Annotated in this window: 5 protein-coding genes and 1 pseudogene; all 6 read right to left on the minus strand. The window is 48.4% G+C overall.

Annotation, left to right across the window (positions count from 1 at the left end; translation table 11 throughout):
• Positions 1-390: 390 nt before the first annotated feature.
• Complete coding sequence (locus FDY93_RS18960) at positions 391-975, minus strand: nucleoside deaminase (RefSeq protein WP_138237329.1); 585 nt, start codon at positions 973-975, stop codon at positions 391-393.
• 259 nt (positions 976-1,234) lie between these two features.
• Entirely contained in the window at positions 1,235-1,723 is a 489-nt protein-coding gene (locus tag FDY93_RS18965) for an energy transducer TonB (protein ID WP_138237330.1), read from the minus strand.
• A gap of 113 nt (positions 1,724-1,836) precedes the next feature.
• Positions 1,837-2,619: a class D beta-lactamase gene (gene blaOXA, locus FDY93_RS18970; protein WP_138237331.1), complete on the minus strand. Its 783-nt coding sequence runs from the start codon at positions 2,617-2,619 to the stop codon at positions 1,837-1,839.
• 46 nt (positions 2,620-2,665) lie between these two features.
• The gene (locus FDY93_RS18975; protein ID WP_138237332.1) at positions 2,666-3,208 is read right to left on the minus strand and encodes an NADPH-dependent FMN reductase; all 543 of its coding nucleotides are present in this window, start codon (positions 3,206-3,208) and stop codon (positions 2,666-2,668) included.
• A 371-nt stretch (positions 3,209-3,579) separates the two neighbouring features.
• Positions 3,580-4,164, minus strand: coding sequence for a GNAT family N-acetyltransferase (locus tag FDY93_RS18980; RefSeq protein ID WP_138237333.1), 585 nt, complete (start codon positions 4,162-4,164; stop codon positions 3,580-3,582).
• 156 nt (positions 4,165-4,320) lie between these two features.
• Positions 4,321-4,645: pseudogene (locus FDY93_RS18985) on the minus strand (transposase); the annotation flags it as partial.

Genomic DNA, 4,645 nt, shown 5'->3' on the forward strand with positions numbered 1-4,645 from the left:
GGGGTCATGGCTGATTCCTTTGTGTAAGTACGGTTGGAATCAGTGTGTTGAAGTCGAATCAGGAAAAACAGGTGCTGATTCTTTGGCGCTTACGTGCATCGTAATCGCCGGAAGTACCGTTCAAGGGTAGGGCGTGGTGCTGAATCGAGGCCAGTGACGAGCGGGAATCGTCCATACCAGTTCCCCATTCATTTCGCTTAAGACTGGTGGGTTCGCACGCAGTGCGGAACCCGTTGGACGAAAGTGTAGGGTGGCAGGCGCGCAGTGATGAGGGGGACGGCTACCTGAATGACCACACGCTGCCAGCTACGGCGACCATTTCGTCAGTAGAGCCTGCTTGAACGGACGCAGGCGGCGGGGGGGGCAACCGGACGCGCTCGCTCTGCGTATTTATTTTCCGTCGCGGTTTTTCAAGGCACTTACGCCTTGCCAATCTTCCAGGTCCTGGTCGGGCTTTTCAGAGCGGAAGCGGGCGTAAAGATTTATGCCAACGCTGTCTTCCAAAACCCTCACCTGGATGCCTTTACTCTCCAGCAGCTTTTCATTGCCGGAGGCATTTGTCACGTCTCCGACGACTACCTGGCTGAATCCCCTCATGTAAATTAATGTCGCGCAGACATCGCAAGGGCTCAGGCTGGTAAATAGGGTGGTCTTGCTAAAGTCAATGCGGCCGGCGTCTCGAATAGCGGAAGTTTCACCGTGGTTGTAGGGATGGTTTTCCTGAACAAGAGTGTTGTGCCCCTTTCCAAGGATTTTTCTTGTCGCGTTGTCAATGATAACCGCGCCAATCGGGCAGCCTCCTTCGTCGTAGCTCTTTTCCGCAAGAAATACCGCGACGCGCATTAGATCGGCATCCGATAGCCCCATTGCAAACTCCCGGTCCACCAGAACATCCAGACTTTTCGTCGGCATATGCGCTATCGCTCTCAATACTTCATCACTTTTTTCGGTCTGCTTATTAAAAAGAGTCTGCATGTCTTTTTTCCTCGAATCCGTTCTGTGCAGGGTGATGTCTATTGACCGCCGTGAACTGAAAGGGCGGCAGGTTCAGGATAAACGACTGGTAGAAGGTTGTGGCAGCGTGTGCGGTGGTATTCACCGCAGAAATCGTATCCAGCGCCACAGCGGATAGCGCCCCAAAGCTGCGGGCAGATATCCTTTGTGTACTGTGAGCTTTCCAAATTTTTTGCTTTACTTCATCTTTTTTACGTTCGGTTTTGTTCTCGCCTTTCCTTCAGTATGCCAAACGAAATGTTACTTTTACTCTCCGTTCTACAGGGAAATCGTAGGATTCCAGTTTCTTCAGATCGATGGCGAATGTAGAGGTTGAGGTTAGGGCAGCGGTATCCAACAAGTCGTAACCGGAGCTCTCTACCACTTTCCTACTGATTATCTGGCCCTTTTCGTCGATTTCGATTGAAATTACGACGCTACCTTCCTCTTTCTGGATCATTGACAGCAATGGATAGACCAGAGTTGCCGGCTTCTTCAGGTAAGACAGGTTTATAGGGCTGGTGCGCGGATTATCTCGATCTTCTGTCAGTGCGAATTCCTTGCATCTCTTACTGGAAACATCGAAACAAGGGTTGTGGTAGATACACCAAAGAAACCAGATAAACCATAGCGCAACTATGGAAAGCAACGAAAACAATAAATAGCTAATCGCTCGAGACACTCTGCCATATGGGGATGGGGTTAAATCTCCCTCTGTCCACTTGTCCATAGATATTCCTTGATATGGTTGTCCTTTGAAAGGTTCAGGCGACAACTACCCTGAAAGATAGGGGGAAAGGGCGGGTTAGAAACCCACCTTTGCCCGATTAGGCCCAAACTCGCTCATAGAATGCCCAGAGTCTTGAGGCTCGCTTTGCCAAGTTCTAAACGCTTCTTTGCGTCAGATGGCTGCTTAATATCGATATTCAAGGCAAAAGAATACACATGATTATTCTTTGTTACCCAGCCAACCCACCAACCGACACCAGGCCCTGGTACATTTTCCCAGCCCGTTTTTCCATACAACTGCCAATCTTGTCTTTTTTCTTGAAGAACGATTTCTCGGACATTGTTTTGAATGTCATTTGATATTGGAAGTTGGTCTTGAGCCAATTTGGCTAAAAAAACAGCTTGCTCTTCAGCGCTAATTTTAAGCGGGCCTTCTAGCCAGAACGTATCTACAGATGTGCCAATATCTTCATTCCCAAAGCCGAGCTTAGAGACATACTCTTGCATTCTCTCTAGACCAATACGACGGGCCAATTCCTGATAGATTGGAACATTGGAGAGGGTGATCGCTTCACGCAGTCCCATATCTTTTTCCCACGCATCAAATGGCTGATCCTGCCCCCCATAGGGGAGTACATCGTCAACACTTTTCACTGCACCTGCGGAGAGGCCAATCATGCTGTTCGGGATTTTGAACGTAGACGCGGGAACAAATCGTACTTTAGATCTTTCCTGATTATGCCCTATGAAATTTCCAGAACTAGCGTCATACAGTACGAATGTTCCTGTTACGCCTGAACTTTTGAAAAGCTCATTAATTTCTGAGCTTTCTTCCCAGTTTGAGGCGAAACATTGCACAGTAAAAACTGTGACCAATATTGCGATAAATGATCTCATCTCTTTATATCTCGATATGGCCTAGTGAGGTTGCTGAAAAAAATTGTCAGGCGAACTTTGTACTTTGGTGTACTGCCTCGGAAAATTTAAGTAGAAAAGAGGTAATTTGCGATTCGAAGTCAGGGATACGTAGTAGCTCTTCAATTTCATCTGGTGATTTGCCAATGAGGGGTATACGTAAAAACAGATGCTCAAGGAAATTCTGGCTTACTGTCGAAAGTACCAACCTTAGAGAAACCAGCATATCGTCTCCCCGGTGGGACGCATGAACCAGTACAATGGGTTTATCGATGATTTCAAAACGAGAAACCATCCAGTCGATGACATTTTTTAAACCGCCAGGTATAGACCGAACATACTCTGGGCTAGAGACTATGATGCCATCGCAATCAGCAACCTCACCCATAAATTTGCGAACTGCGGCGGGGGTTGCATCACCCTCAAGATCGGGGGAAAAAATTGGGAGTGTATCGAGACGGCTGAAAACCCTCAAGTCAATGTCTTTCGGTGCCAATTCTCTCATGCCTTTCAATAAAGCTGTATTCGTTGACGCTTCACGTGAACTACCAGAAATGGCTAGTATTTTCATGACAACCTCGTTGCACCTATCGCCGCGTTCAACGGCGGACAATTTTGGGCGCGTTGTGCGCGCATAATGAGAATTTTACTGACGCCCAATAAATTGGCGTGCGCGATCAGCGATAGTGAACCGCTCTGGGTTTTGCGGTTCATTGTCTGACGGCATTTTCTGGCGGCGTTGCAAAAACCGGCTGGACAGCTTTAGTCTCCATGAAACGACCAATTATGTGGTCTTGTCTCACTTGCCATGGACAATTTAACCACAAAGCTTTCGCATAAGCGCGCTTGTGCGTAACTTTCGGAAGTTTGGTATAAGCCTCTCGCTCAGTGTATAGCCTGTAATTCATCAACGTTTCAACGTTGTGCACCAAATGCTTAGCGCTAGCGCGCCGCTTTTTGACGCCGCTTGCCTGTTATTGTTAGATGGCCATTCTCCCATTGCTGTTTGGTGATCCGCCACTCGATTTGAGTCCATCCTTTCCTCGACATCCAGGCTGGAGTTTGCCGAGGTATTACCGTGGCTCCGAAAGCGTTTGCCAGGCGCCCAATCCGTGAATTGGCACTAACCGTGCCACCGAAAATTACACGTAAACCCAGCGTATCGAAGCCAAACTCTACCAGAGCACGCATGACCTCAGTAGCGTACGCATGTCTCCCCCAATATTCTGGCGCTAGCTCAATGCCAAGTTCTGCGGCGCCTAGCTCCGCATTGGCTCTGCGTAGACCGCAGCAACCAACAAGGTTTCGGGACCCGCTGCGTTGAATGATAGCGAGTTGATAGTTAAGCCTTGGCTGCTCTATTGCCCATGCTTTAAAGATAGAGATAAGCTCCCGAGTATGCTCCGGCTTAGTCTCCTCCGGTCCATAAAATTCTTTTGACCGCGGATCGCTATGATAAGCCTCAAAAGCAGAAGTATCTGCGTCGGTGAAGTCGCGGAGCAAGAACCTCTTCGTTGCTAATTCCACTGCGTACTCTCCTTGGGAACCTCTGCGCAAGTCCTGAAACTTTAAGAAAATTCAGATTTTCTTCGGAATTTCCCAATTCCAGGCAGATGACGGCTCACGTTTGTACCTGTTTTTCGCCTTAAATCCGCTTTTGGGCGGATTTAAGGCGCACCTCCCCTACGCGAGGAGGTGATCTTTGCTCTTTAACAAATTCGTAAACCCCGCCAGCAAATGCAGACGCTCTGCATTTTTTGCCAGACCGCGATAACGGACTTTACTGTATCCGAAGATACGCTTGATCGTGAGAAATGGGTGCTCAACTTTTGCACGAACCTGAGCTTTAATTTTCTCAGCCTTGGCCAGATCACTGTTCTTCGCAAGCTTACGTCGTTTACCGGGGCGCATGGCGTTTTATGCTCAGGTCGCTTCTCTACACCGAGATAGCCGGCATCTCCCCAAACTCGCGTTTCGTCGCCATGCAGTAATTTTTCCGTTTGCGTAA

The sequence above is a fragment of the Microbulbifer harenosus genome (assembly GCF_005771435.1).
Lineage (GTDB): Bacteria > Pseudomonadota > Gammaproteobacteria > Pseudomonadales > Cellvibrionaceae > Microbulbifer > Microbulbifer harenosus.